The organism is Actinomadura coerulea, assembly GCF_014208105.1.
In the GTDB taxonomy this organism is placed as follows: domain Bacteria; phylum Actinomycetota; class Actinomycetes; order Streptosporangiales; family Streptosporangiaceae; genus Spirillospora; species Spirillospora coerulea.
Genome location: NZ_JACHMQ010000001.1, coordinates 588,484 through 611,969 on the forward strand (window position 1 = coordinate 588,484; position 23,486 = coordinate 611,969).

The following is a 23,486-nucleotide window of genomic DNA, read 5'->3' on the forward strand; positions in this document are numbered from 1 at the left end:
CGTCCAAGTGAAGAGCAGTAAGGACTGGGGGTGGCCGGATGGCCAGGACGCGTTACGCCTCCGACCGGGGGCTCACATCGCGGATGCTCGTGACGATGTTCCTGCTGGGGCTGGTGTACGTCGTCTTCGTGGGGGCCTTCTTCGTCTTCGTGCCGAACTGGGCCGGCGTCGCGCTGGTCGTCGCGGTGCTGTTCCTCCTCGCCCAGTACTTCTTCTCCGACCGGATGACGCTGTTCGCCATGCACGGCCGGGTCGTCTCCCCCCAGGAGGCGCCCGAGCTGCACGGCGTCATCGACCGCATCTGCGCGATGTCGGACGCCCCGAAGCCGCGGGTCGCGATCGCCGACACCGACGTGCCGAACGCGTTCGCCACCGGCCGCAACCAGAAGAAGGCCGTGGTCTGCGTGACCACCGGCCTGCTGCGCCGGCTCGACCCGGTCGAGCTGGAGGGCGTGCTCGCGCACGAGATGGCGCACGTCGCGCACCGGGACGTCGCGGTCATGACGATCGCCTCGTTCCTCGGCATCCTCGCCGGCCTGATCACCCGGTTCGGGCTCCAGTGGGGCCTGTGGGGCGGGTTCGGGCGCCGCAGCAACGACCAGAACACCGGGCTGATCCTGCTCGCGGTCGTCGCGGCGAGCGCGCTCGCCTACGCGGTCAGCTTCCTGCTCACCCGGGCCCTGTCGCGCTACCGCGAGCTGTCGGCCGACCGCGCCGCCGCGCTGCTGACCGGCCGCCCCTCCGCCCTGGCCAGCGCGCTGACGAAGGTCAGCGGCGAGATCGCGCGGATCCCGACCAACGACCTGCGCTCCTCGCAGGCGTTCAACGCCTTCTTCTTCACCCCGGCGCTCGGCAGGGGCTTCAGCGTCTCCTCGCTGTTCTCCACCCACCCGTCGCTGGACCGGCGGCTCGCCCAGCTGTCGAAGATCTCCGACCAGCTCAGCAGGGGAGTGTGACCCGTGGGGTTCCTGGACACCCTGCTCGGCCGGTCCAAGCCGGCCAAGCCCGACCTCGACCAGATCTTCGGGCTGTCGACCGCGGCCGTCACCCTGGAGGCGGCGACGGGGTTCACCCCGACCGGGCTCGGCTCGGTGTGCTTCCGCGCGGCCGAGGGCGGCGCGTTCGCGCGGCTCCAGGCCGACGTCCAGGAGCTGCTGGACGCCGACGTGGGCCCCAAGGTCCAGATCAGCACCGACGGCTACGGCTACACGTGGCTGCTCGCCGAGCAGCGCCCCGACCAGCTGCCCGACCTCGTCACCGACCTGCACGCGGTGAACGCGACGCTGGAGGCGGGCGGGTTCGGCCCGCACCTGCTGTGCTCCCTGGCCGGTTTCAAGGGCCCGGACGACCGCCGCCTCGCGCTCGTCTACCTGTACAAGCGCGGGACGTTCTACCCCTTCGCCCCCCTCCCAGGAGACAAGCGCGACAACGCGCTCGAACTCCAGGTGCGCGGGGCGATCGGCGCCGACCTGCCGTTCGAGCAGGACCTCGGCCGGTGGTTCCCCGTCTGGGGCGCCCCCGGCCTGTGATCCCGTCCGTCCGGCGGCCGGCCGCGCCCGGTCAGGGCAGGGCGAGCATCTGGTCGAGGGCGGCGCGCGCGTAGTGCGCGGTCTCCTCGTCCACCTCGATGACGTTCTCCACCTTCCCGGCGGCCAGCGACTCCAGCGACAGCACCAGGTGCGGCAGGTCGATCCGGTTCATCGTCGAGCAGTAGCAGACGGTCTTGTCGAGGAACATCACGTTCTTGTCCGGGTGGGCGTTCGCCAGCCGCCGCACGAGGTTCAGCTCCGTCCCCACGGCCCAGGACGATCCGGGCTCGGCGGCCTCGATCACCTTGATGATGTACTCGGTGGAGCCGATCTGGTCGGCGGCCGTGACGACCTCGTGCCGGCACTCCGGGTGGACGAGGACGTTCACCCCCGGCACCCGCGCGCGGACGTCGTCCACCGACTCCTTCGTGAACCGGCCGTGCACCGAGCAGTGCCCCCGCCACAGGATCATCTTGGCGTCCCGCAGCTGCCGGTGCGTGAGGCCGCCCTCGCGGCGGTGCGGGCTGTAGACGACGCAGTCGTCCAGGGAGAACCCCATCTCCAGCACGGCGGTGTTGCGGCCGAGGTGCTGGTCCGGCAGGAACAGGACCTTCTTGCCCTTGCCGTAGGCCCAGTCGAGGGCGCGCTTGGCGTTGGACGAGGTGCACACCACCCCGCCGTGCCGCCCGACGAAGCCCTTGATGTCGGCGGAGGAGTTCATGTAGGTCACGGGGACGACGTCGTCGGCGACCCCGGCGTCCTCCAGGACGTCCCAGCACTCCTCGACCTGGTCGAAGGTCGCCATGTCGGCCATCGAGCAGCCCGCGCCGAGGTCGGGCAGGATCACCCGCTGGTGGGCGGCGGTCAGGATGTCGGCCGACTCGGCCATGAAGTGGACGCCGCAGAACACGATGTAGGGCGCCTCGGGGCGGCCCGCGGCCCGCTGGGCCAGCTTGAACGAGTCGCCGGTCACGTCCGCGAACTGGATGACCTCGTCGCGCTGGTAGTGGTGGCCGAGCACGAACACGCGGTCGCCGAGCTCCGCCTTGGCGGCGCGGGCCCGCTCGACGAGGGCGGGGTCGGACGCCGCCGGCAGCTCGCCGGGGCAGTCCACGCCGCGCTCGCTCGCGGGGTCGGCGCCGCTGCCGAGCAGGAGCAGCGGTAGGTCGCGCACTGGGGTGGTCACGGCGGTCTCCCTTCGCGACGGGACTTATCGTCGCTTTGACGACTAATGATGGCACACGCCGCGGGGGGTTGGCGGTGTGACGTAGACCGCACCCCCGCGGGGCGTTAAACACGGCCGATAAGCGGAATGGCCATGTAGCGAGGTACGTTGTCCTACGGGAAGAGGCACAGACGTCTTCGAGGACAAGCGACAGTCCGCCGCTAGCGCGGCGCAGCGAGACCCGGGAGCTGAACACATGACGGTTTCAGGCGAGACCACGCAGGAGACCACGCAGCAGGGCGTCGTCCTCACCGACGCCGCCGCCGAGAAGGCCAAGGGCCTGCTTGAGCAGGAGGGCCGCGATGACCTTGCGCTGCGTGTCGCCGTGCAGCCGGGCGGCTGCTCCGGTCTGATCTACCAGCTCTTCTTCGACGAGCGCGAGATGGACGGCGACCAGATCCAGGACTTCGGCGGCCTGTCGGTGCGCGTCGACCGGATGAGCGCCCCCTACCTCACGGGCGCCACCATCGACTTCGTCGACTCGATCGAGAAGCAGGGCTTCACGATCGACAACCCGAACGCGTCGGGCTCCTGCGCCTGCGGCGACTCGTTCAACTGACGGGCGCCCGGCGCGCCGGCGGCGATCGGCGCGGGCGCTCGGGAGGGGCGGTCCGGACCTGTGGTCCGAGCCGCCCCTCAGCGCTGCCCGCGGGCGTTCCACGGTGAACTGTCGTGCGGCGGTGATGTGTGGTGCGATGGTGGGTAGCCTGACGGGTTCGAACAGCCGGTGAAACAGCCGGACGACCACGACGAGGAGAGCGACGCCGTGCGCATCGCCGTGACCGGTTCCATTGCGACCGACCATCTGATGACCTTCCCCGGAAGGTTCACTGACCAGCTCCTGCCCGACCAGCTCCACCGGGTGTCGCTGTCCTTCCTGGTGGACGAGCTGGAGATCCGCCGCGGCGGCATCGCCGCCAACATCTGCTTCGGCATGGGCAGCCTCGGCAAGGAGTCCATCCTCGTCGGCTCCGTCGGGGACGACTTCGCCGACTACCGCTCCTGGCTCGAACGGCACACGGTCGACACCGCCTCGGTGCACGTGTCCGAGATCCACCACACGGCGCGGTTCCTGTGCACCACCGACCAGGACCAGAACCAGATCGCCACCTTCTACGCCGGCGCGATGAGCGAGGCCCGCTCCATCGAGCTGCGGCCCGTGGCCGACCGCGTCGGCGGCCTCGACCTCGTCGTCGTGAGCCCGAACGACCCGGAGGCGATGCTGCGGCACACCGACGAGTGCCGCGAGCGCGGCATCCCGTTCGCCGCCGACCCCTCCCAGCAGCTCGCCCGGATGGACGGCGCCGACGTCCGCCGCCTCATCGACGGCGCCTCCTACCTGTTCAGCAACGAGTACGAGAAGGCGCTGGCCGAGGAGAAGACGGGCTGGTCGGGGGAGGAGATCCTCTCGCGCGTCGGCGTCCGCGTCACCACCCTCGGCGCCAAGGGCGTCGTCATCGACCGCGAGGGCGAGGAGGGCGTGCACGTCCCCTGCGTCCAGGTCGACTCCGTCGTCGACCCGACCGGCGTCGGCGACGCGTTCCGCGCCGGCTTCCTGTCGGCGACCGCCTGGGAGCTGCCGCTCGAACGCGCCGCCCAGGTCGGCAACGCCATCGCCGCGCACGCCCTCGAAGCCGCCGGGCCGCAGGAGTACACCCTCGGCCGCCGGGCGTTCCTCGACCGCTTCGCGGCCGCCTACGGCGCCGACGCCGCGGCCGACATCGAGCCCCACATCGTCTGCCCGACCCCGTGAGCCCGCCCGTGACACGGGCACACTGAGAAGGCCGCGCCGGACCGGCGCGGCCTTCCTCTTCTCTCCGGGCTCTCCGGGCGTTCGGCGCCCGCGCTCCTAGTAGGTGCGGCGGATGTGGAAGCCCCAGCCGCCCTGCTGGAGGGTCTCCTCGCGGACGAAGTCCTGGGACTTCATGCGGCACCAGGCGGGGACGTCGGTGCGGGCGGCGGCGTCGTCGGCGAGGACGGCGACGACCTGCCCGACCGGCACCTCCCGGATCCGCTCGGCCAGCATGATGATCGGAATGGGGCACTTGCGGCCGAGCGCGTCGATGACGAGCACGGGCGGCGGCCCCTCCGGCTCCGCGGGGGGCGGCGGCGCGTCGGCGGGCGGTGTGCCGGTCCTGGCGCGGCCTCGGAACCTCATGGGCGCGACCGCCTCCCTGTCTCGAAGGTGTTCATCGTCGTCCGGCGGAGGCGGGCGACGGCATCGGGGAGCGCGGTGAGGAAGCGGTCGACGTCCTCCGAACCGACGCCTCGCGGCAGCGATACCCGCACGTTCCCATGCGTAATCACTCCCATCGCCTCCAGCACATGGCTCGGACGCAGCGTATCCGCCGTGCAGGAGCTGCCGGAGGAAACGGCGAAACCCAGCCGGTCGAGTTCGGTCAGCAGCGCCTCCCCCTCCACGTACAGGCAGGAGAACGTGACCAGGTGGGGGAGCCGGCGGACCGGGTCACCGATCACCTCGACGTCGGGGACGCTCCGCGGTACCTCCGTCCGGATGCGGTCCACCAGGGCGGAGACGCGCGGCGCGTCCGCGGCCATGTCGGCGCGGTAGGCCGTCAGCGCGGCCGCGGCCGCCGCGATGGCGGGGACGTTCTCGAACCCGGGGACCCGGCGCGCCTCGCGCTCGTCGTCCGGCAGCGGGGAGCGCCACCGGGTGCCCTTGCGGACGGCGAGCACGCCGACGCCGGCGGGCCCGCCCCACTTGTGGGCGCTGCCGGCGAGCAGCGACCACCCGCCGGGGACCTCGGCGCGCCCGAGGGACTGCGCCGCGTCGACGAACAGCGGAACGCCGGCCGCGCGGCAGGCCCGCGCCACTTCCTCGACGGGCTGCAGGGTGCCGACCTCGTGGTTGGCGGACTGCAGGCACGCCAGCGCGGTGTCGGGGCGCAGCGCCGCCGCGAACTCCTCGGCGTCGACGCGGCCGGACCGGTCGACGCCGACGAGGGTGACCTCGCCGCCGTCGCGCTCGTGCAGTTCGGCGGCGTGCAGGACGCTGGAGTGCTCGACGGCGCTCGCCACCAGGTGCCGCCCGGTGCGCCGGCGCGCCTGGAGCCCCCCGAGGACCGCCAGGTGCACCGCCTGGGTGCCCGAGGACGTGAACGACACCTCGTCGGCACGGGCGCCCAGGACGCCGGCGACACGCGCGCGTGCCCGGTCGAGCAGCATCCGGGTGCCGCGGGCCGCCCCGTACAGCCGGGCGGGGTCGGCCCAGGCCGCGTCCAGCGCCTCCAGCAGCGCGGCGCGCGCCGCCGGGTGCGGCGGCTCGGTGGACGCGGCGTCGAAGTAGCCGCCCGGATAACTCGGTCCTGCCACGCGAGAACACTAACCGGGCACCCGATCGGGGGTTCGCGCGACCCTCGCGCTAGGGTGTCCACCACACGTGTAATCACTGATCTCTCCGCCCGGCAGACCGGGCTTCATCCGTGGGGAAGGCATTCCGTGAGTCCGACCCGCTCTAGGGAGCGGCGTACGCCTGTGCGCAGTCGCCGCGCATTGAAAAGCGCCGGCGCGCTGGGGCTGCTGGCGCTCTCCGCCACCGCGTGCAGCGGCAGCCGTCTCGGCATGCCCGAGCCGATCAGCGTCCAGGGCGAGCGCATGCTGAAGCTCTGGCAGGGCTCCTGGATCGCGGCGTTCGCGGTCGGGGCCGTGGTCTGGGGGCTGATCATCTGGGCGGTGCTGTTCCACCGCAAGCGCTCCAACGACCTGCCGCCGCAGGTCCGCTACAACATGCCGATCGAGATCCTCTACACGGCGGTCCCGTTCGTCATCATCGCGGTCCTGTTCTACTTCACCGCCAGGGACGAGAACTTCGTCGAGAAGACCACCAAGGATCCCGCGGTGGTCGTCGACGTGATCGGCTTCCAGTGGAGCTGGCAGTTCGACTACAAGGAGAAGGACGCCGCGGGCAAGGAGAAGACGGTCGCCTCCGTCGTCGGCCAGCCCGTGGCCCCGAACGGGCCCGCTCCCGCCAAGCCGGTGATGACGATCCCCTCGGGCAAGACGGTGCGGGTGCGGCTGCACGCCAACGACGTCATCCACTCGTTCTGGGTGCCGGCACTGATCTACAAGAAGGACGTCATGCCGGGCTACACCAACGAGTTCGAGTTCACGGCGAACAAGCTCGGCACCTATGAGGGCCGCTGCGCCGAGCTCTGCGGCGTCGACCACAGCCGGATGCTGTTCCAGCTCAAGGTCGTGACGCCCGAGCAGTACCAGAAGTTCATCGCCGATTCGAAGCAAGCACTGGCCGCGGGAGGTGCCAAGTGACCGCCACGAGTCACGCACCGAGCGCGCCGATCGCCGCGCCGCGGACGAGCAAGGGGCGCCTCATCGCCTCCTGGATGTCGTCCACCGACCACAAGGTGATCGGCTACCTCTACCTGATCACCTCGTTCGTGATGTTCCTGTTCGGCGGCGTGCTCGCGCTGCTGATCCGGATGGAGCTGTTCGAACCGGGGCTGCAGTTCGTCAGCAACGAGCAGTACAACCAGCTGTTCACCATGCACGGCACGATCATGCTGCTGATGTTCGCGACGCCGCTGTTCGCGGGCTTCACCAACGTCATCATGCCGCTGCAGATCGGCGCGCCCGATGTGGCGTTCCCCCGGCTGAACATGCTGGCCTACTGGCTGTTCCTGTTCGGCAGCCTGATCGTCATCGCGGGCTTCCTGACCCCGGGCGGCGCGGCCAGCTTCGGCTGGTTCGCCTACGCCCCCCTGTCGGACGCGGTCCGCTCGCCGGGCGTCGGCGGCGACATGTGGGTGATGGGCCTGGCGATGTCGGGCTTCGGCACCATCATGGGCGCGGTCAACTTCATCACCACGATCCTGTGCATGCGGGCCCCGGGCATGACGATGTTCCGGATGCCGATCTTCACCTGGAACGCGCTGCTGACCTCGATCCTCGTCCTGCTGGCGTTCCCGGTCCTCGCCGCCGCGCTGCTGGCGCTGGAGGCCGACCGCAAGCTCGGCGCGCACATCTTCGACGCCGCGCACGGCGGGGCGCTGCTGTGGCAGCACCTGTTCTGGTTCTTCGGCCACCCGGAGGTCTACATCATCGCCTTGCCGTTCTTCGGCATCGTGACCGAGATCCTCCCGGTGTTCAGCCGCAAGCCCGTCTTCGGCTACATCGGCCTGGTCTTCGCGACCATCACCATCGCGGGCCTGTCCATCACCGTGTGGGCGCACCACATGTTCGTCACCGGCCAGGTGCTGCTGCCGTTCTTCTCCTTCATGACGTTCCTCATCGCCGTTCCCACGGGGGTGAAGTTCTTCAACTGGGTGGGGACCATCTGGCGAGGGCAGTTGACGTTCGAGTCGCCGATGCTGTGGTCGCTGGGCTTCCTCGTGACGTTCCTGTTCGGCGGGCTCACCGGCGTCATCCTGGCGTCGCCGCCGATGGACTTCCAGCTGTCGGACTCCTACTTCGTCGTGGCGCACTTCCACTACGTCGTGTTCGGCACCGTGGTGTTCGCGATGTTCGCCGGCTTCTACTTCTGGTGGCCGAAGTTCACCGGCAAGATGCTGAACGACACCCTCGGCAAGATCCACTTCTGGCTGCTGTTCATCGGCTTCCACGGCACGTTCCTGCTCCAGCACTGGCTGGGCGCCGCGGGCATGCCGCGCCGGTACGCGGACTACCCGAGCGAGTTCCACGGGCTGAACGAGATCTCCAGCATCTTCTCGTTCATCCTCGGGGCCTCGATGCTGCCGTTCTTCTACAACCTGTACATCACGTGGAAGCGGGGCACGCGCGTCGAGGTCGACGACCCGTGGGGCTACTCCAACTCGCTGGAGTGGGCGACGTCCTGCCCGCCGCCGCGGCACAACTTCAACTCGATCCCGAAGATCCGTTCCGAGCGGCCGGCGTTCGACCTGCACCACCCCCACGTGGGTGCCAAGGGCGAGCTGGCCGGGGCGAAGGGGGAGTAGCCGATGCGCGTCCAGGCGTTCATGTTCTACGGTTGCGCGGTCTTCTTCCTCGCCACCGACGTCGTGTACTGGCTCTGGTCCAACGACTGGACGGGCACGACGGCGCTCGCGCTCGCGGTCGGCCTCGCCGGGCTCATCGGGTTCTACATCCATTTCACGGTCCGGCGCCTCGAGCGCGCCAACGCGGGCCCGCTGTACGAGGACGACCCGGAAGGCGAGATCGCGGACGCGGCCGGCGAGCTGGGCTTCTTCAGCCCGCACAGCTGGTGGCCGCTGTTCGTGGCGCTGTCGGCCACCGCCGTGGCGCTCGGCGTCGTGTTCGGCTGGTGGCTGGTGATCCTCGGTGCCGCCGCGGCGATCCTCACGTCCGTCGGTCTGGTGTTCGAGTACTACCGGGGTCATTTCGCCCACTGATCAGTAAAAGAACCCCATCGGGGGCCGGTGTCCGCTTTCTAGCGGGTACCGGCCCTTTCGAACATACTGGGCGCCTTTCCAGCGACCGGGCTGGAACCGACAGATCGCCCAGTGGAACGACCGGGGGGTCCACATGCGGGTGAGTGGCTCAAGGCCGGGAGACCGGGGGCGGTACACGGCCGTGCTCGTCGTCGGCGGCGTGCTCGTCGGCGCGGGTGCCGCCGCGTGTTCGGGAGGCGCCGGGCCGGACGGCGGGGACGAGGTGAAGCTCGCCGTGTCGCCGGCCGGGGGCGGCGGGAAGCTGCGTCCGGACAGCCCCATCGCCGTCGAGGCGCGGCAGGGCACGATCGAGAACGTGACGGTGGCGACGAAGGACGGCGTGGTCGAGGGGGACCTGAGCGCCGACAGGACGCGGTGGCGGTCCCGGTGGACGCTGAAGCCGGGCACGGCGTACACGGTCGGCGCCACCGCCCTCGGCCGGGACGGCAGGACCCGCACGGTCCGCAGCGGCTTCTCCACGGCCGAGGTGAAGAAGACCAACGACGTCACGATCGAGGCGCCGTTCAACAAGGAGACCGTCGGCGTCGGCATCCCGATCATCATGCACTTCGCCCGTCCGGTGAAGGACCGGGCGGCCGTGGAGCGGGCCCTGGAGGTCACCGCCGACAAGACCGTCGAGGGCGGCTGGAGCTGGTTCGGCAGCCAGGAGGCCGTGTTCCGGACGAAGAGCTACTGGCCGGCGCAGACGAAGGTGTCGTTCCGGGCGCATCTGAGCGGCGTGCGCACCGGGCAGGGCGTGTACGGCGGGAAGGACTACGGCGTCGACTTCAAGGTCGGCGACTCGCACGTCTCCACCGCCGGCGAGGACAGCCACAAGATGGTCGTGAGGATCAACGGCAAGAAGGCCCGCACGATCCCGACGAGCATGGGGAAGGGCGGAGAGCGCAAGTACACCACCACCAACGGCGTCCACCTCGCGATGGGCAAGGAGGACCCGACCATCATGACGTCGGAGTGGGACGGCTGCGGCCCCGGCTGCGCCGGGTACTACAGCCTCACCGTGTACAAGTCGGTGCGGATCTCCGACAGCGGCGAGTACGTCCATAGCGCGCCCTGGTCGGTGGGATCGCAGGGGAGCGAGAACGTCAGCCACGGCTGCATCAACGTCAGCCCGTCCGACGCCAAGTGGTTCTACAGCCTCGCCCAGCGGGGCGACCCCATCACGGTGACCGGCAGCGACCGGGAACTGGAGGCGGAGAACGGCTGGGGGTACTGGCAGGTGAAGTGGCAGGACTGGGTGAAGGGCAGCGCCCTGAAGCGGTCGGTCACGACGGCTGCGCACGTGGACGCGGCGACCCTGTCGGCGCAGCGGGGCGCTCAGCCCAAGGCTCCGGAGAAGCAGCGGGCCGAGGGCGACTGAGCCGCGGCTAGCGAAGCGGCGGCGGGGCCTGGACGCCGTGCAGGCGCGCCCAGTCGCGGGCCATGGCGATCCGGTCGGGGGCCGAGGGGTGCGTGAGCCACAGCACGTACTCGGCGGTGTCGGGGTCCAGGTCGGAGATGTTGCGGACGGACAGCGCGTGCTGCATCGACACGAACGTCGACGGGTCGCGGGTGAGGTCCAGCGCGTGCGCGTCGGCGCGGGCCTCGATGTGGCGGCTCACGAGGTTCTGGACGGGGGCGGCGAGGGTCGTCCCGGCCGTCACGAGCGCGAGGACGAGCGCGATGGACCTCGGGTCGGCCGCCCCGCCGCCGCGGCGCGCGTCCGGTCCCGTCCCGCCGGCGCCGGGCCCGCCGGGGTCGAGCCCGGCGCCCCGCAGCAGGCGCGGGGACGTCATCAGCAGGTACAGCAGGCACATGGCCCCGGCCACGCCGAGCGCGCCCACGAGCGTGCCCCACAGCACGTCGTCGCGCTTGGCGTGGCCGAGCTCGTGCCCGACGATGGACTCGACCTGGGCGGGCGGCGACTTCAGCAGCGTGTCGTAGAGGACGATGCGGCGCGTGGAGCCGAACCCGGAGACGTAGGCGTTGAGCGATGTCGTCCGGCGGGAGGCGTCCGCGACGAGGACGTCCTTGACGGGCACGCCGTCGCGCCTGGCCATCGCCAGCAGGTCGCCGCGCAGCTGACCCGCCGGCAGCGAGTGGAACTTGTTGAAGACCGGCTCCACGGCGAGCGGGTAGACGAACGAGGCGAAGACGACGAGGACGAATCCGCCCGCGGCGGCGCCGGTCCACCAGTAGCGCGGGAAGCGCCGGGTGAGGGCGTAGAGGAGCAGCAGGGCGATCGTGTAGATGACCCACGTGACGGCGAGGGACTTCGCCTGGTCGACGAGCCACGCGGGCCAGCTCTGCGTGGACAGCCCGTACCGGCGCAGCACGGACTCGCCCCAGATGTCGAACGGCAGCCCGGCGACGCGCAGGAGCGTGGTCAGGGCCATCGTCCCGAGGACGATCAGGAACGGCCGGCGGCGGAGCTTCGCGGTGGCCCGGCCGAGGAAGCGGGCGCCCAGCGGCGTGAGGCCCAGCACCAGGATCAGGGCGAGGCCGACGAGGAGCCCGCTGTAGGCGGGCGGGGTGACGGCCGAGTCGAACGCCCGGGAACGGGCGATCTCGGCGGGGGTGAAGTCCAGCGCCGGATCGGGTCTCACGTGCCCGCCGGGGACGTGCCCGGGCAGAGGGTTCCACGGCGTGGTCCTCGCGAGGACGGTCGCGACGCCGGCGAAGAGCACGGCGGCGGTGACGGCGGCGGCGATCCGGGGCCGCCGCGCGGGGACCGCGCCGGACGTCCCGGCGGCGTGCCCGGCGCGGTCCTGGTCGGTCTCCGCCTCGCTCATGCGAGCTCCTCCTTCACGTAGTCGCGCCACAGTGCCGTGAAGCGCTCCCGGGTGAGGCCGAGCACGTCGCGCAGCGCCGCGGCCTCCGGGGCGCGCCCGGCGGCCCGGTAGAGCCGCACCAGCGCCGCCTCACCGTACCGGTCGGCGACCATCCGGCAGGCGAGCCAGGCCTCCTGGTAGGCCTGCGAGAGGCGGGGGGAGCCGCCGGCGAACGCGTCGGCGGACGGCAGCGCGGACGGCGCGCGCCCGGCGGAGACCTCGCGGCGCAGCTCGCCCGCCGCCGACCGGGTGCTGATCTTGACGCGCCGGTAGCCGACGTAGTCCGCGAAGCCCTCGATCAGCCACAGCGGGGTGCGCCCGTCGCGGGCGCCGCCGGTGGCGACGTGGGTGAGCTCGTGGGCGAGGACGACGTCGCGGCCCAGCTCGTTGAGGCGGCCGAAGGTGCCGGGGGAGACGATGACGCGGTCCTCGCCCCGGCCGTTCCCGGCGGCCGGGGCCACGGCGGCGAGCGCGGCGATCTGGCCGAGGCTCTGCCCGGGGCCGGCGAGCGCGGAGGCGAGGGTCGCGTCGGCGGGGACGAGCGCGACGACCCGCTGCGCCCACCCCGTGCCGACCACGGACGTCACGACCGGGACGGCCGCGTCCAGCCGCGCGGCGATGCCGCCGAGGCCGGGGCCGTCGCCGATGACCAGGCTCGTGCGGCCCCTGACCACCGCCAGGGGGCCGCAGTCCCAGATGTCGGTGTCGTCGGCGAGGCCGCGGGACGTCCCGTCGCCGACGATCGTCCACGCGCCGCCCCGCGGGGCCAGCGTGAGGTAGCGGGTGCGGGCCACGTCGCCCCGGTCGAAGCCGCGCAGCCTGTAGCGCACCTCGACGCGGACGACGGCGGTCTCGCCGTCCACGGCCTCGGTGGTGACGACGCGCTCCCGCCAGCCTTCCAGGGGCAGCTTGCGAAGGTTTCCGTACACGCGTGACTGGGTGTCCTGGAAGGCGGCGGGGGCGCTGCCCACCGTGGCGAGGAACGCCACGCGGTCGCCGTCGCGGACGGCGCGGGCGCGGTTGGCGAGAACGGCGGAGGCCATGGCCGAGCTGAACGTCCCGGCGGTGGGGGAGCCGGGAGCGCCGGCGACCGCCGCGCCGCCGCCGGAGCGCCGGCCGGCGAGGCCGGCGCCTCCGGCGAGGAGGGCGGCGGCCCCGCCCGCGCCGAGCGCGAGGACCCTGCGCCGCGTCACGGGGGCGTCCTGCCCGGGGCCTTCCTCCATGGGCGCGATCCTATGCAGGGCGCGGGGCGGGGGGCGCCGTCACGACCGGTAGTCGGGGTAGCCGTAGCCGACGACGACGTCTGTGGAACGTTCCTTTATGCGGACGGCGTTGTCGGTGTTGCCCTCGACGGTCTCGATCGTGCCGTCGTCGACCTTCTTGATCACCATGCCGACGTGCTCGATGTCGTCGACGGACTCGCCGCCGTCCCATGCGAAGAAGACGATCGCGCCGGGCCTCGGCTCGGTGCCCCAGCGGCCGTGCTCCTGGAACCACTGGGCGTGGGCGACCGTCCAGGCGTCGCTGCCGACCTGGTCGCTGAAGCCGATCTGCTCGCCCACCCAGGAGACGAACATGTCGCACCAGTTCGCGTCGCCGTAGCCGCTGAGGGAGCCGCCGTCGCGCGCGAGCGTCTCCCGCGCGCGGGACGTGGCCATGTACCACTCCTGGAACTTGGTCTCGCCGCCGCCGTCCTCCTCGATGCCCACCTGCGACCGGGCGAGCTCGATGGCCTGCGCGGCGGTGGGCCGCGACTTCGCGGGGGCCTTCGCGGCGGCCTTCTGCGAGGTCCTCGCCGCCGGCTGCTCGGGCCGGGCCCTCTTCGCCGGGGCCTTCGAGCCGGTGGTCTCGGGCTCGCCTTCGGACGCCCGCCCCGGTGTGCGCCCGGCTGGGGCGCCGGGCGCCGCCGGGCCGGGGACCAGGTCGGCCGCGGCGGCGGACCTCACCGGGGCGGAGCCGAACGGCAGGACCGACGCCTGCGCGGTGGCCGCGGCGGTGCCGAGCACGGCGGCGCCGACGATCATGCCGCCGGTCGTCCGCCACGTGAGGGACAGGGGATTCGGCTTGCGGTGCCTGCCGGGGTTCTTCTTGCAGTGCGCGCGTGGCACGGGGGGATCTCCTCGACTTCCATGCCGCCTACCGGGTTAGCTGACGGGTTCGGGCGTGGAAGCCGCCCTACGGCCCGCGAAGGCAGGCCGATTCACCCCGAAAAGGACGCAGTGGGTCCCCGGTTCCACGGCGGCCGCGCATGCGGGGCACGGCGGTCCGCGGATTCGGCGGTGACGTGCCCGGGGGCGGGCACGCCGGTTCGGATGGGGAATTCTCGGCGGGCGGAAGCGCCCGCGGAGTGAAGGGGGTGGGGGCGTGGCCGCGTGGCGGCCACGCCCCAGGTAACGCTGCGGGATTCACTCCTTCTCTTCCAGACGCCTACCGGGTTAGCTGACGGGTTCGGGCGTGGAAGTGGCCCTACGGCGGCTCTCGCCGGACTGCCGGGAGAGACGCGCCGATTCACCCCGGGTGCCGGAATGCCCGTCCGGAGGGGTTCTCCGGACTCCGGCGAATATGGGTCCCCGGTTCCGCGCTGAAGCGGATTCGGCGCTGCCGCTGCGATCCTGGGGGCGAGATGGGGCCCGGCGCGGGACCTGTCTCCCGCGTGCGAACGAGCGGCGCCTTGTGTTGTGGGCGGACGGCGGCCCGTCTCCGGGGACCGTCCGGGGCCTGCCCCGTGTACGCCATCGTGGCTGCGCGCTCAGCGCCATGCACGCTGCGGGCGTGCGCACGGTGGACGGGGCCGGCCGGGTCTGCGTCGAGACCGTGCGGCGCCTTCGGGCGCCGCGGGACGGCACGTGGGGCGTGCCGCCTGGGGGTGGGGCGCGTGGCTCGCGCCGCCGTCACGCGGGTGCTGGATGCGCCGCGTGGGACCGGGGCGCCTGGTGGGCGCCGCGGGTCCACGGCGTCTGGAGGGCGCCGTGAGTGGTGCAAAGGTACCAAAACCCCAAAAGAAGGCAAACCCCCCCAAAATCGACAACGGACCAGGTCAAGCCTGGTCCGTTGTCGATGGAGGTCCCGTGACGCCTGTGGAGCAGGGGGTCAGGGGGTGCGTCAGGGGCGCCCGGCGCCGTAGAAGTTGCTCTTGTAGTAGCCGGAGCTGATGTCGCTGATCTTGACGACGTCGCCGGTGTGCGGGGCGTGGATCATCTTGCCGCCGCCCACGTAGAGGCCGACGTGGCCGAGGTTGCTGAAGAACACCAGGTCACCGGGCTGCATGTTGTTCCAGGCGACCCGCTTGGAGCTGGTGTAGGCGTACTGGGTGTTGGTGGTGCGGGTGATGCTGACGCCCGCGGCGGCCCAGGCCTTCATGGTCAGGCCGGAGCAGTCGTAGGAGCTCGGCCCCTCGGCGCCGTAGGAGTAGGGCTTGCCGAGCTGGGCGTAGGCGAAGTTGAGCGCCGTGCGGGCCGGCCCGCTCGCCGGGCCGTTGTAGGTGCCGCCGGTGGGGCCGCCGCCGCCCGGGCGGGAGGGCGTGCTCCCGCCGCCGAGCCGGCGCACGAGCGCCTTCTGCTTCTGCACCTGCTTGTCGAGGTCCTGCTTCTGCTTCTTCAGCTCGTCCTGCTTGGACTTCACCTCGTCGTAGGCCGCCTTCGCCTGCGACTGCTCCCGGCGGAGCCGCTGGGCGGTCGCGAGGAACTGGGTGAGCTGGGAGCTGCGCTCGTGCGACAGGTGCGAGAAGACGGCGGCCTGGTCGAGGATCGACTGCGGGTCGTTGCTGCCGACGAAGCCGGTGACGTCGGCCGAGTCACCGTTCTTGTAGGCGGTGGCCGCCATCTGCGCGATCTTGGAGCGCTGCTCCTCGAAGTCGGCCTGCTCCTGCTTGCTCGCCTTGGTCGCGGCGTCGAACTTCTTCTTGGCGACCTTGAGCTTCTCGCGGTTCTGGTTGAACTGCTCGACCTTCTGGTCCATCTTCTCGTTGAGCTTGTCGAGCGTCTTCTGGGCCTGCGCCCGGGTCGGCCTGGGCTCGGCGTGCGCCACCACCGGGGAGCAGGTCAGGGAGACCGCCACGGTCAGTGCGGCGACGGCCGCCAGGCGACGGGAGCCCGCCCCGCGGCCGGGCCGCTGCGCCGGTGCCCCGATGTGATCATTGGCCACGGTCGGTTTCGCCCCTCTCGTCCACGACGTCAGCGGACGACATTAGCGAGGGGCTACAGCCGTCACAACCGATTCATCACTCTTTGATTGACATCTGTGGATATTGTCCACTTCTAGTGACGGCATGATCACGTACGGCGAAGACTGCCTTATCGGAGCCTTATGGGCGCCTTAGGAGCGGCCCAGCCTGCGCAGCAGCAGGGAGGACGGGCAGGGGCGCGCGCTGGCGCGCCGCGCGGCGTCGGCGACCTCCCGGTCGGACGACACCACGACCACCGACCGGCCCGGCGGCTCGGCCCGCACGAGCTCGCCGATCAGCTCGTCGGCCGTCTGGCCCGGGTGGCTGAACCGCACCCGCACCCCGCGCGGCGCCGCGATGGCGACCGGCGCGTCCAGCTCCGCGCCGTCGAACACGCACGTCACCTCGGCGCGCGTCTGCGCGGCGAGCCCGCCGAGCCCCGACAGCAGCCGGCTGCGCTGGTCGGCCAGCGGAAGCTCCCCGTACCCGGTCTTGGTGACGTTGTAGCCGTCCACCACCAGGTGAACCTGCGGAAGCGTCAGCAGCCGGTCGAGCAGCTGCGGGTCGCTGTCGGACAGGGCCCGGCCGGGCAGCGCCCGGTGCGCCAGCCGGTCCGGCTCCAGCCCGCCGACCGCGTCGGCGGGACGGCCGATGGTGGAGGGCAGGGCCAGCTCCCGGCGGACGCCCTGCGCCGCGTCGACGAGCGCGTCCAGGAGCATCCGCAGCCGCACGTCGTCGACGTTGCGCCCCTCCCGCGCGGCCCGCTTGGCGGCCTCCGCCGCCTCCTCCGCCCGCGCGGCCCGGGCGCGCAGCCTGCGCAGCTCCTTCTCGGACGCGGCGGTCGACTCGCGCGCGGCGGCGAGCTCGCGATCGGTCTCCGCCGCGACCGCGTGGGCGCGCTCCTCCGCCGCCCGGAACCGGGTGCGCGCGTCGTGCAGCTTGCGCCGCAGCTCCGCGACCTCGGCCTTGGTCTCGCGCAGCTCGGCGCGCAGCTTGGCCAGCTCGGCGCCGCGGGCGTCGCGGGTCGCGGCCAGCTCGGCCTTCAGCGCGGCGACGCGGCGCTCGGCCTCCTGCTCCTCCGACGCGCTCGCCGAACGCGCCAGTTCCTCGCGCGCGGCCTCCACCAGCCCGGCCCAGCCCGCCGGACGCAGCAGGTAGGCCAGCACCGCGACGCGCACCGGGTCGGCCGCGGGCGGCACGTGCCCGCCCTCGACCGCCTCCACCAGTTCGGCCTGCGCCTCCCGGAGCGGCACGGCGACCCGGTGCCGGAACTCCTCGTCCTTCTCCAGCACCGCCGCGATGTGCTGGCCCGCGAGCCTGGCGCGCTTGCGGCGCTCGAAGCGCGCGAACCGGCGCAGCGGCAGGGGGATCTCGTCGGAGGGCAGGGACCCGATCAGCTCGGCGGCGGCCTCCACCACGCCCTGCCGCACCGCCTCGGGCAGCGGGCGGGTCGCCTCCTGCGCGGGCTCCCCGCCGCCGGGGGTCGTTTCGGGACCGCTGTCGATGATCCCGCTCCTTCCGGGCTGCGCCGCTGGGCTGTGTGTTCCCGAGCGCGGCCCGCCCCAACCGGGGCGGACGTGCGATCGGACGGATCGCGCCCGGCCCTCGGCGGGATGCCTCCCGCCCGTCCTCACGGCCCCCGCCCGGCGGGACGTCCCGGCGCCCTTCAACCCTAGCGGCAGGAAGTTCTGTCGGTGGGGTCCTCTACGGTCGCGCTCATGACGGCTGCGCACGGTGTCCAAGGGCGCGGAGCCCAGGGGCACGGGGCCCAGGGGCACGGTGTCGGAGGGCACGGTGTCCAGGGCACCCTGGACGACCTCGGCACCCCGCTCCGCGACGTCACCTTCGTGGTGGTCGACCTGGAGACCACCGGCGGCTCGGCGGCCGACTCGGCCATCACCGAGATCGGCGCGGTGAAGGTGCGCGGCGGCCGGGAGCTCGGCGAGCTCGGCACGCTGGTCGATCCGGGCGGCCCCGTCCCGCCGTTCATCACCGCGCTCACCGGCATCACCACGGCGATGGTGACGGCCGCGCCGCGGATCGAGTCGGTGCTGCCGGCGTTCCTGGAGTTCGCGCGCGGCTGCGTCCTCGTCGCGCACAACGCCTCGTTCGACATCGGCTTCCTCAAGGCCGCGTGCGCCGTGAACGGCTACGCCTGGCCCGCGTTCGCCGTCGTCGACACCGTCGACCTGGCGCGGCGCGTGCTGTCCCGCGACGAGGTGCCCAACTGCAAGCTCGGCACGCTGGCCCGCTTCTTCCGGACGTCCAACGAGCCGACCCACCGCGCCCTCGCCGACGCCCGCGCGACCGTGGAGGTCCTGCACGGCCTCATCGAGCGGCTCGGCTCGTTCGGCGTCACCTCGCTGGAGGAGATGCGCGGCTTCGCCAAGGCGCCCACCCCCGAGCAGCGCCGCAAGCGGCACCTCGCCGACGACGTCCCCTCCACCCCCGGCGTCTACCTGTTCGAGGACCACGCCGGCGAGGTGCTCTACGTGGGCAAGAGCGGCGACCTGCGCTCGCGCGTGCGCAGCTACTTCACCGGCTCGGAGACGCGCCGGCGCGTGCGGGAGATGGTCGGCCTCGCCGAGAACGTCCGCACGATCGTGTGCTCCACGGGGCTGGAGGCCGAGGTCCGCGAGCTGCGGCTGATCGCCGAGCACAAGCCGCGCTACAACCGCCGCTCCAAGTTCCCCGAGCGGGCGATCTGGCTGAAGCTGACCGTGGAGCCGTTCCCGCGGCTGTCCATCGTGCGGGAGTGCCGGGCCGACGGCGCCCGCTACCTCGGGCCGATCTCCTCGCGGCGGCAGGCCGAGGAGGCGCGCGCCGCGCTGCACGAGGCCGTGCCGCTGCGGCAGTGCACCCAGCGGCTGACCCTCCGGCTGGTGGAGAGCGGCAGGGCGCGGTCGTGCGCCCTCGCCGAGCTCGGCCGGTGCGGCGCCCCCTGCGACGGCCGCGAGTCCGCCGACGCCTACGCCGTCCACACCGGGACGGCCCGCTCCGTCATGGAGGGCGACGTGCGGCCCGTCGTGGCCGCCGCGCAGGTCCGCATCGACCGGCTGGCCGCCGAGCTGCGCTACGAGGAGGCCGCCGCCCAGCGCGACCGGCTCGCGGCGTTCGTCCGGGCCGCCGCGCGCGGGCAGCGGCTGGCGGCGCTGGCCCGGCTTCCGCAGCTGGTGGCCGCCCGTCCCGCCTTCGACGGCGGATGGGAGCTGTCGGTCGTGCGCTACGGCCGGCTCGCCGCCGCCGGTACCGTCCCGCCGAACGCCCGGCCCCGGCCCTACGTCGACGCGCTCATCGCGACGGCCGAGACGGTGTTCCCGCCCTCCGGGGAGGCGCCCGGCGGCGTCGCGCTCGGCGCGCCCCCCTCGCAGGGCGCGACCGCCGAGGAGATGGAGTGCGTCCTGCGCTGGCTCGACCTGCCGGGCGTCCGCCTGGTCGAGGTCGACGGCCAGTGGACGTGCCCGGTGCACGGGGCCGAGGGTCTGCGCGAATGGATCGACAAGGCCTACGACCGGAGCTACGAGCGGCCCGACGGGGCCCGGCGCGGGCCCGGTCGCCCACTAAGGTGACGGTGTACACCCGGCAACCGGAGGACGACCCCGCATGGCACTGCCTCTCTACGACAGTCAGCCTGCGCGGCGCGTCCCCTGGGTGACGTACCTGCTGATCGCCGTGAACGTGGTGGTCTTCCTCATCACCCCGATGTCGAACTTCGCCGCCTGGTACGGCAAGGGCTCGGTCCGCGAGTGCAAGGCGGCCCACTTCACGTACGAGTACGGCGCCGTGCCGAAGGAGCTGACCACCGGCGACCAGCAGCCGCTGCCGACCGAGGTCGTGCACGACTGCGGGCCGGCGGACTTCCGCAAGGCGCCCTGGACGACGGCGTTCACCTCGATGTTCCTGCACTCCAGCGCCCTGCACCTGCTCGGCAACCTGGTGTTCCTGTTCGTCGTCGGCATGGGCGTGGAGGACCGGCTCGGCCGATGGCGCTACCTGCTCGCCTACCTGGCGTTCGGGCTCGTCGCCGTCTACGGGTTCGCGTGGACCTCGCCCGGCTCCACCGTCCCGCTCATCGGCGCGTCCGGCGCGATCGCCGGGGTGATGGGCGCCTACGTGATCCTCAACCCGCGGGGCCGCGTCGTCAGCTGGGTGCCGCCGGTCATCTTCATCCGCCTGCCGGTGTGGGTGGTGCTCGGCTACTGGTTCGTCCTGCAATGGCTGTCCCTGGGCGACCAGAAGAGCAACGTCGCCTACACCGCGCACATCTACGGGTTCGTGGCGGGCGTGGTGTTCGCGCTCCTGGCCCGCCGCGCCGGCCCGGCCCACCGCCTGGCCGCGCTGAGCCGCGGCTGACCCGCCCGCGGCCGCCCCGGCCCCGCGGGGCGTCCCCCCGCACTCGCGCCGCCGGGCCCCGATAGGGTCGGAGCGTCCGTTTCTCTGGGGAGGGGTGCAGTGGTCACTGCGATCGTGTTCGTCAAGGCCGACGTCGCGCGCATCCACGAGGTGGCCGAGACGATCGCCGCGCTGGACGGCGTCAGCGAGGTGTACTCCATCACCGGCGACCACGACCTCATGGTGATGGTCCGGGTGCGCCGCCACGAGGAGCTCAACGACGTGATCCCGGGCCGCGTCAACAAGGTCCCCGGCATCGTCGGCACCGAGACCCACATCGCGTTCCGCACCTACTCCCAGCACGACCTTGAGCAGGCCTTCTCCCTCGGCCTCCCCGACGCCGACTGACATCCATAAGAGCCTCCCCGGGGCCGCGGCGCGCCGGGGTCAGCCGCCGACGACGAGGGCGATGCGGTCGATGCCGCCCCCGCAGGGCCGGGCGGCGTAGCCGGGCAGCTCGCGGTACACGGCGCCCGGGGGCCAGCTGGCGGTGTTGGAGGCCATCACGCGGCCGGGGGCGTTGACGACGAAGGCGGGCGCGGGGATTTCGCGCAGCGCCGGGACGACCTCGTTCTCGAACGTCCGGGCGAACACGTCGGCGGCCGCGACGCCCGCGAACTCCCCGTCCACGCGCACGGGCGCCGACAGGGTCAGGACGTACTCGTCGCTGCACAGGTAGTCGACGTAGGGGCCGCAGACGGTCTTCTCCGCGCCGCTCTGCGGACCCGTGAACCACTCCCAGTCGGTGTAGTCGTACAGGACGCTGCTCTCGGGGTTCAGATCGCGCAGCAGCTGGGACGGCCGCCCGGCCGGGCCGGTCTGCCACCACTCCATGTACCAGGCGGCGTCGGCGAGCAGGCCCGGCGCGGCGATGAATCCCAGGCCGCACACGAGCGGGCCGAGGTGGGAGAGCAGCAGCGGGCGCAGCGTGGCGAGGTCGTCGCGGGCGGGGGCGCGCCCGGCGCGGCGGACGTCCTCGAGGCGCCGCGCCGCCGCGTCGCGCACCTGCGCGACGGTGGTGAACACGCCGTCCAGGGTGGCGCGGACGTGTGCCGCCGCCGCGCCGACGGCCGGTGGCTCGGCGGGCATGGGTCCCCCTCGGGGTCTCAGAGTGCGAGCCGTCGTTCAATCAGACGTTCTACCGCATTCGAGACGTGACTTTCAGCTACATCGCGCGCCGCGGCGCCGTCGGCGGCCTCGATCGCCCGGACGAGCCGGGCGTGCTCGGCGGCGACGCGCCCGCGCCGCTCGGGCAGCTCGTGCACGGCCCAGACCAGCGGCCCGATCTCGGCCTGGAGCCGGATCTCCTCCCGGGTGAGCCGGCCGGACTGGGAGGCGGCGGCGACCTCCAGGTGGAACCGGCCGTCCAGCCGGCACATCCCGGTGCCGGACCCCGTCCCGGCCATCTCCTCCAGCGACCGCCGCAGCCGCCGGACGTCTCCGGGCAGCGACCGCCCGGCGGCGAGCCGCGCGGAGGCCCCGGCGATGGCGGCGTAGTGGTCGCCGAGGTCGCGGAGCTCTTCCGCGCTGAGCGAACGCAGCCGCTCGTCGAGATCGAACGCCCTGGCAGGAGCCCTGACGAAGCTGCCGCCGCCGCGTCCCCGGCGGGTCTCGATGAGCCCCTGCTGACGCAAGGCCATCAGCGCTTCGCGTAGGGTGACCGTCGAAACACCGAGATATGCCGACAGGTCGGTCTCACTGGGCAGCTGCTCGCCGTCCGCGAGGAGGCCGAGCGCGATCGCGTCGCTCAGGCGCCGCACGACCGCGTGCACCCGCGCGGTGTTGTCGACGGGAGCGAACACGACGAGGTGCGCGCTGTCCATGGGCCCCCTCCCGGTATCGACACAGTGATACCGGAACATCACTTGAACTTAAACCTCTGACTCCATATGTTTTCGGTCATGCCGGTTTCAGCGGTGAGGATCCGCGATCTTCGCAAGACCTTCGGCCCCGTCGAGGCGGTGGCGGGCGTCGACCTCGACATCCGGGACGGCGAGTTCTTCTCGATGCTCGGGCCGTCCGGGTCCGGGAAGACGACCGTGCTGCGGCTCATCGCGGGCTTCGAGCGGCCGACCTCTGGAACGATCGAACTCGGCGGCAGGGACGTGACCGGCCTCGCGCCGTTCGACCGCGACGTCAACACCGTCTTCCAGGACTACGCGCTCTTCCCGCACCTCGACGTGCTCCGCAACGTCGAGTACGGCATGAAGGTGCGGCGGGTGCCGAAGGCCGAGCGCCGCGAGCGGGCGCTGGAGGCGCTGCGCAGCGTCCGGCTCGAAGGGATGCGGGCGCGCCGCCCCGCCGAGCTGTCGGGCGGCCAGCGCCAGCGGGTCGCGCTCGCCCGGGCGCTGGTGAACGAGCCGAAGGTGCTGCTGCTGGACGAGCCGCTCGGCGCGCTCGACCTGAAGCTGCGCGAGGAGATGCAGGTCGAACTGAAGAGCATCCAGCGCAGGGCCGGCATCACCTTCGTGTTCGTCACCCACGACCAGGAGGAGGCGCTGACCCTCAGCGACCGGATCGCGGTCCTCGACGGCGGCCGGGTCCAGCAGGTCGGCACGCCGGCCGAGGTGTACGAGCGGCCCGCCACCGAGTTCGTGGCCGGCTTCGTCGGCACGACCAACCGCATCGGCGAGGTCTGCGTGCGGCCGGAGAAGATCCACGTCCACGTGGACGGCGAGGGCGAGCGGGAGGGCGGGCCGGACACGGGGGACCGGCAGGCGCTCGGCACGGTCGCCGAGGTCGTCTACGCCGGCGCGGTCACCCGCTACGTCGTCGACCTGGAGTCGGGGGAGCGGGTCGTCGCGCTGCAGCAGAACCTGCGGACCTCCTCCATGGACGTGATGGGCCGGCGCGGCGCCCGGGTCCGGATCAGCTGGCACGAGGCGCACGAGTTCCACCTGTCGGGCGCCGGCTCCGCGCCGGCGCCCGCCCCCTGAACCACCC

The 23,486-nt window shown here is 72.4% G+C and carries 22 protein-coding genes and 2 riboswitches; of the genes, 12 read left to right on the forward strand and 10 right to left on the reverse strand.

Features of this window, described 5'->3' with window-relative positions; all coding sequences use genetic code 11:
* Positions 1–38: 38 nt before the first annotated feature.
* Together htpX and pspAB are read left to right on the forward strand one after the other, a co-directional pair.
* Entirely contained in the window at positions 39–956 is a 918-nt protein-coding gene (gene htpX, locus BKA00_RS02775; protein WP_185023429.1) for a zinc metalloprotease HtpX, read from the forward strand.
* A 3-nt stretch (positions 957–959) separates the two neighbouring features.
* A complete protein-coding gene (pspAB, locus tag BKA00_RS02780) occupies positions 960–1,529 on the forward strand; it encodes a PspA-associated protein PspAB (RefSeq protein WP_185023430.1) in 570 nt (189 codons plus the stop codon).
* Positions 1,530–1,560: 31 nt separating this feature from the next.
* On the opposite strand, the gene nadA is transcribed toward pspAB, so the two are convergent.
* On the reverse strand, positions 1,561–2,715 hold the full coding sequence (gene nadA, locus BKA00_RS02785; RefSeq protein WP_185023431.1) for a quinolinate synthase NadA: 1,155 nt from the start codon (positions 2,713–2,715) through the stop codon (positions 1,561–1,563).
* 235 nt (positions 2,716–2,950) lie between these two features.
* On the opposite strand from nadA, the gene BKA00_RS02790 reads away from it, so the two are divergent.
* Together BKA00_RS02790 and BKA00_RS02795 are read left to right on the forward strand one after the other, a co-directional pair.
* A complete protein-coding gene (locus tag BKA00_RS02790; RefSeq protein ID WP_067794315.1) occupies positions 2,951–3,313 on the forward strand; it encodes a HesB/IscA family protein in 363 nt (120 codons plus the stop codon).
* A 207-nt stretch (positions 3,314–3,520) separates the two neighbouring features.
* Positions 3,521–4,507 carry a PfkB family carbohydrate kinase gene (locus tag BKA00_RS02795; protein WP_185033593.1) on the forward strand — a complete coding sequence of 329 codons (987 nt, stop codon included), beginning with the start codon at positions 3,521–3,523 and terminating at the stop codon, positions 4,505–4,507.
* A 96-nt stretch (positions 4,508–4,603) separates the two neighbouring features.
* On the opposite strand, the gene BKA00_RS02800 is transcribed toward BKA00_RS02795, so the two are convergent.
* Together BKA00_RS02800 and BKA00_RS02805 are read right to left on the reverse strand one after the other, a co-directional pair.
* Positions 4,604–4,912, reverse strand: a complete 309-nt coding sequence (locus tag BKA00_RS02800) for a sulfurtransferase TusA family protein (RefSeq protein WP_185023432.1) — start codon at positions 4,910–4,912, stop codon at positions 4,604–4,606.
* A complete protein-coding gene (locus tag BKA00_RS02805) occupies positions 4,909–6,087 on the reverse strand; it encodes a cysteine desulfurase family protein (RefSeq protein ID WP_185023433.1) in 1,179 nt (392 codons plus the stop codon). The genes BKA00_RS02800 and BKA00_RS02805 overlap by 4 nt, the downstream gene beginning before the upstream one ends.
* A gap of 162 nt (positions 6,088–6,249) precedes the next feature.
* Between BKA00_RS02805 and ctaC the strand changes: the two genes are divergently transcribed.
* The 4 genes from ctaC to BKA00_RS02825 all read left to right on the forward strand — a co-directional run bounded on the left by ctaC (position 6,250) and on the right by BKA00_RS02825 (position 10,539).
* Positions 6,250–7,041, forward strand: coding sequence for an aa3-type cytochrome oxidase subunit II (gene ctaC, locus BKA00_RS02810; RefSeq protein ID WP_185023434.1), 792 nt, complete (start codon positions 6,250–6,252; stop codon positions 7,039–7,041).
* On the forward strand, positions 7,038–8,705 hold the full coding sequence (ctaD, locus tag BKA00_RS02815; protein ID WP_185023435.1) for an aa3-type cytochrome oxidase subunit I: 1,668 nt from the start codon (positions 7,038–7,040) through the stop codon (positions 8,703–8,705). Before ctaC ends, ctaD begins: the two co-directional genes overlap by 4 nt.
* A 3-nt stretch (positions 8,706–8,708) precedes the next feature.
* Positions 8,709–9,119 carry a cytochrome c oxidase subunit 4 gene (locus tag BKA00_RS02820; protein WP_179833731.1) on the forward strand — a complete coding sequence of 137 codons (411 nt, stop codon included), beginning with the start codon at positions 8,709–8,711 and terminating at the stop codon, positions 9,117–9,119.
* A gap of 139 nt (positions 9,120–9,258) precedes the next feature.
* Entirely contained in the window at positions 9,259–10,539 is a 1,281-nt protein-coding gene (locus tag BKA00_RS02825) for an Ig-like domain-containing protein (protein WP_230298496.1), read from the forward strand.
* A gap of 7 nt (positions 10,540–10,546) precedes the next feature.
* Here BKA00_RS02825 and BKA00_RS02830 read toward each other — a convergent pair whose 3' ends face one another.
* From BKA00_RS02830 to BKA00_RS02850, 5 genes are all read right to left on the reverse strand, one after another.
* Positions 10,547–11,950, reverse strand: coding sequence for a M48 family metallopeptidase (locus BKA00_RS02830; RefSeq protein WP_185023437.1), 1,404 nt, complete (start codon positions 11,948–11,950; stop codon positions 10,547–10,549).
* On the reverse strand, positions 11,947–13,212 hold the full coding sequence (locus tag BKA00_RS02835) for a hypothetical protein (protein WP_185023438.1): 1,266 nt from the start codon (positions 13,210–13,212) through the stop codon (positions 11,947–11,949). The genes BKA00_RS02830 and BKA00_RS02835 overlap by 4 nt, the downstream gene beginning before the upstream one ends.
* A gap of 39 nt (positions 13,213–13,251) precedes the next feature.
* Positions 13,252–14,097, reverse strand: a complete 846-nt coding sequence (locus BKA00_RS02840; protein WP_230298495.1) for a CHAP domain-containing protein — start codon at positions 14,095–14,097, stop codon at positions 13,252–13,254.
* A 9-nt stretch (positions 14,098–14,106) separates the two neighbouring features.
* Positions 14,107–14,278: riboswitch (cyclic di-AMP (ydaO/yuaA leader) on the reverse strand.
* Between the two features lie 120 nt (positions 14,279–14,398).
* Positions 14,399–14,597, reverse strand: a riboswitch (cyclic di-AMP (ydaO/yuaA leader).
* 494 nt (positions 14,598–15,091) lie between these two features.
* Positions 15,092–16,132 carry a C40 family peptidase gene (locus tag BKA00_RS02845; protein ID WP_230298494.1) on the reverse strand — a complete coding sequence of 347 codons (1,041 nt, stop codon included), beginning with the start codon at positions 16,130–16,132 and terminating at the stop codon, positions 15,092–15,094.
* 171 nt (positions 16,133–16,303) lie between these two features.
* Entirely contained in the window at positions 16,304–17,581 is a 1,278-nt protein-coding gene (locus BKA00_RS02850; RefSeq protein ID WP_338072091.1) for an NYN domain-containing protein, read from the reverse strand.
* A 288-nt stretch (positions 17,582–17,869) separates the two neighbouring features.
* Between BKA00_RS02850 and BKA00_RS02855 the strand changes: the two genes are divergently transcribed.
* The 3 genes from BKA00_RS02855 (at position 17,870) to BKA00_RS02865 (ending at position 20,891) form a co-directional block, all read left to right on the forward strand.
* On the forward strand, positions 17,870–19,720 hold the full coding sequence (locus tag BKA00_RS02855; RefSeq protein WP_185023439.1) for a DEDD exonuclease domain-containing protein: 1,851 nt from the start codon (positions 17,870–17,872) through the stop codon (positions 19,718–19,720).
* A 34-nt stretch (positions 19,721–19,754) separates the two neighbouring features.
* The gene (locus BKA00_RS02860) at positions 19,755–20,504 is read left to right on the forward strand and encodes a rhomboid family intramembrane serine protease (protein WP_185023440.1); all 750 of its coding nucleotides are present in this window, start codon (positions 19,755–19,757) and stop codon (positions 20,502–20,504) included.
* 99 nt (positions 20,505–20,603) lie between these two features.
* Positions 20,604–20,891, forward strand: a complete 288-nt coding sequence (locus tag BKA00_RS02865) for an Lrp/AsnC family transcriptional regulator (protein ID WP_185023441.1) — start codon at positions 20,604–20,606, stop codon at positions 20,889–20,891.
* Between the two features lie 39 nt (positions 20,892–20,930).
* On the opposite strand, the gene BKA00_RS02870 is transcribed toward BKA00_RS02865, so the two are convergent.
* Together BKA00_RS02870 and BKA00_RS02875 are read right to left on the reverse strand one after the other, a co-directional pair.
* Complete coding sequence (locus BKA00_RS02870) at positions 20,931–21,632, reverse strand: cache domain-containing protein (protein WP_185023442.1); 702 nt, start codon at positions 21,630–21,632, stop codon at positions 20,931–20,933.
* 17 nt (positions 21,633–21,649) lie between these two features.
* The gene (locus tag BKA00_RS02875) at positions 21,650–22,366 is read right to left on the reverse strand and encodes a FadR/GntR family transcriptional regulator (RefSeq protein WP_185023443.1); all 717 of its coding nucleotides are present in this window, start codon (positions 22,364–22,366) and stop codon (positions 21,650–21,652) included.
* 78 nt (positions 22,367–22,444) lie between these two features.
* Here BKA00_RS02875 and BKA00_RS02880 point away from each other — a divergent pair, with 78 nt between their 5' ends.
* A complete protein-coding gene (locus tag BKA00_RS02880) occupies positions 22,445–23,479 on the forward strand; it encodes an ABC transporter ATP-binding protein (RefSeq protein ID WP_185023444.1) in 1,035 nt (344 codons plus the stop codon).
* Positions 23,480–23,486: the final 7 nt, after the last annotated feature.